This window comes from Pseudomonas sp. P2S-1, from assembly GCF_057197725.1.
Window position 1 is genome coordinate 4,421,287 of the sequence record NZ_CM170068.1, and the last position, 2,859, is coordinate 4,424,145.

Here is a 2,859-nt window from a genome sequence, read left to right on the forward strand (position 1 = left end):
GACTTCCTTGCTGGCTTGAAGGACTATTTGGCTATCAGTTCAGCCCGGGCAGGTTCACCCTCGGCTTGAGCTCGTTCTGTACGACCGTGGCCATCGGTGCCACGACACCCTGGCTCTTGAGCAGTTGACCAATGGTCGCCTTGATCCGGTACTGAGTAAACAGCTGCACGCTCTTCACTTCGGCCAGGCGCCGCTGCGCGGTGAACAGTTCGTTCTCGCTGTCGAGCAGGTCGAGCAGCGAGCGCTCGCCCAGGCTGAACTGGCTCTGGTAGGCCGAGCGTACCTTGGTGCTGTGATCGACATATTGCTGGGCGATCGGTACCTGCGCATCGGCGTTCTGCATAGCATTCCACGCCAAGCCTAACTCCTCGTTGAGCTGACGCAAGGCATTGTTGCGAATATCCAGGGCCTGGCTGGCCTGATAGGCCTTGGACTCCAGGTCGGCCTTGTCGCTGCCGCCGTCGTACAGGTTGAAGGTCATGCGCACCATGGCCTGCCACTCGTTGTTGTGCCCGTTGACGCCGTCGACGTCGTTGTTCGCACTGCGTTCCAGCTCGGCGTCGAAGCGCGGGTAGAACCGTGATTTCGCCGTGTCGTACTGCTTGTCCGCTGCGGCGATGTCGGATTCCGCCGAGCGCAGGGCCGGGTTGCTTTCGACCATTTGCTGGCGGGCTTCATTCAGGGTCGCGGGCAGCAGATCGATGAAAGGGGCGGGGGCGCTCAGTTCATCGGGCAGTTGACCAACGACACTCAGGTAATTGGTTTGTGCGTCGGCGAGGTTGGTTTGTTCCGTCAGCAGGTTGTTTTTCGCCGAGGCCAGACGGGCTTCGGCCTGGTCCATGTCGGCCATGCGCCCGACACCGCGGGAGGTGCGTAGCTGGATCTGGTCGAAGATGCGCTCGTGGCTGCGCAGGTTGTCCTCGGCCAGGCGCACCATGTCGCGACGCGTCAACACTTCGATGTAGACCCTGGCGGTTTCCAGGGCGGTGCGCTCGGACGTGTTAAGCAGGGCATACGCCCGGGCATTGGCGGTGGCTTGTTGACGCCCCACTTCGTTTGGCGTCGCAAAACCGTCGAACACCATCTGTCGCAAGCGCAGGCTGGATTCGCCACGGTTCAGGGTTTGCGAGTTGCCCCCGCCGACGCGGGTACTCGGGCTGTCGGTGTTTTCCCGGCCGTAGCCGGCCAGTACATCGACCTTGGGCAGGTAGCCGCCTTGAGCGATCCGAACCTGCTTGTCGGCGGCCAGACGACCGTTGATCCCCGCCTGGACTTCCGGGTGCGCTTCAAGCGCCTGTTGCATGGCGTGCGGCAAGGTTTGTGCAGTGCTGAAGGAGGCGAACAAAGCGAGGGGCAAGGCAGTGAATACGGTGCGACGCATTTCGTTTTTCTTCCCTAGGGACAGCGTGTCCCACATCAGAGCAAAACATGGCAAAGCGCCAAAAACTGGCTATAACGGATGCCGCGTGTCGGAAATTTCCGAGTGAGAACCCCGTCACAGATCAAGGGCTCTTCACCTGGTGAAATATCAATGTGACATTAATGGGCCGATTGTTTAGGATGGCGACGCGAGGGTCAATAGTTTGACTCAAAGAAATAAAACTTCTCGCACAAGCCATTAAATTGACATAAACATTTTTACCAGCGTCTTGCGAAACATTCCAAGCAGATAGCGGCAAACACCAGCCCGATCGCGTATGGAAGCCACATTGAACGGTTAGTTCGGAGAGTCTCATGAGCAGTGTTGTCGCCATCGTCAAGCGTGTTATTGGCCAAGTGGTCGCTGTTTCCCAGGAAGGGGTCCAACGTGTCCTGATCGAAGGCGATCGCCTGTTTGCTGGCGACCAGGTTTTGACGGGGCAGGCGGGTGCCGTGACCCTCGAACTGACCGACGGTCGTACCATCGACCTGGGTCGCGAGACGCAGTGGAGCGCCGACGCTCCTGCGTCCAGTACCGACCTGGAAGAGGCCACCGCTCAGGCCGCGCCTTCTGTAGAAGAGCTGCAACAAGCCATCGCCGCCGGTGCCGACCCGACCAAGGACCTCGAAGCGACCGCTGCGGGCCCGCAGTCCGAAGGCAGCGGTGCGCCAGGTGGCGGGCATAGCGTGGTGATGCTTGAGGAAGTGGCCGGGGTGGTGGCGCCGGTGATTGGGTATCAGACGGAAGGGCTGAACTTCGGGGCGACTCTGGATAGTCAGTTTACGGGCGCGACGAATACTACGGCTCTTGCTGAAACCAACAACCAGCGAGTCTACTTTTCTCTCAGTGGCGACGGCGCTGCCTATGCAGGTGAAACGTTCAAGTACTCGATCGACGTGACCTATCCGGTACAAGGTTCACCGCTTGTTGTCTCGCTCTCCAACGGTTTAAGTATCACGATTCCAGTCGGAAGTTCCTATGCAGAAATAGAGGTTCCCGTCCCAGCAGAATTCATAAAGGATGTTTATGGTCCATTTTATATTGGAAGCATCAGCACATCCATTATAGGCGTGAGTGGTGGCAACTTCACAAACCTCACATTCAATACCGCTCCCCATGTAGTAACTATTGCCGACCGAATTGATCAAACATCGGGTATTTTGAGCGCTGACAGTACCATTATAGAGGGCACTCCCGCCACCTATACCGTAACACTAACCAATCCGACACAAACGCCGATGAGTGTCACATTAAGCAATGGGTTAGTGATCAATATCGCGGCGGGACAGTCCACTGGCAGCGCATCGATTACCTCTACCGTGAATGATGTTTACAAAGGTACCCAGAGCCTCACTGTCAGTGTTACGTCCTTCACCGGCGGCAACTTTGAGCGCTTCGGGTTTACTACCAACACAGTAAAAACAACGGTAGTAGATAGT

1 protein-coding gene and 1 pseudogene are annotated in these 2,859 nt (G+C 57.5%); one reads left to right on the forward strand and one right to left on the reverse strand.

Annotated features, from left to right (window positions below):
- Positions 1-34 precede the first annotated feature (34 nt).
- Positions 35-1,381, reverse strand: a complete 1,347-nt coding sequence (locus AC2CQI_RS19790) for a TolC family outer membrane protein (RefSeq protein WP_075805243.1) — start codon at positions 1,379-1,381, stop codon at positions 35-37.
- 353 nt (positions 1,382-1,734) lie between these two features.
- Here AC2CQI_RS19790 and AC2CQI_RS19795 point away from each other — a divergent pair.
- Positions 1,735-2,844, forward strand: a pseudogene (locus tag AC2CQI_RS19795) (retention module-containing protein); the annotation flags it as partial.
- Positions 2,845-2,859 lie beyond the last annotated feature (15 nt).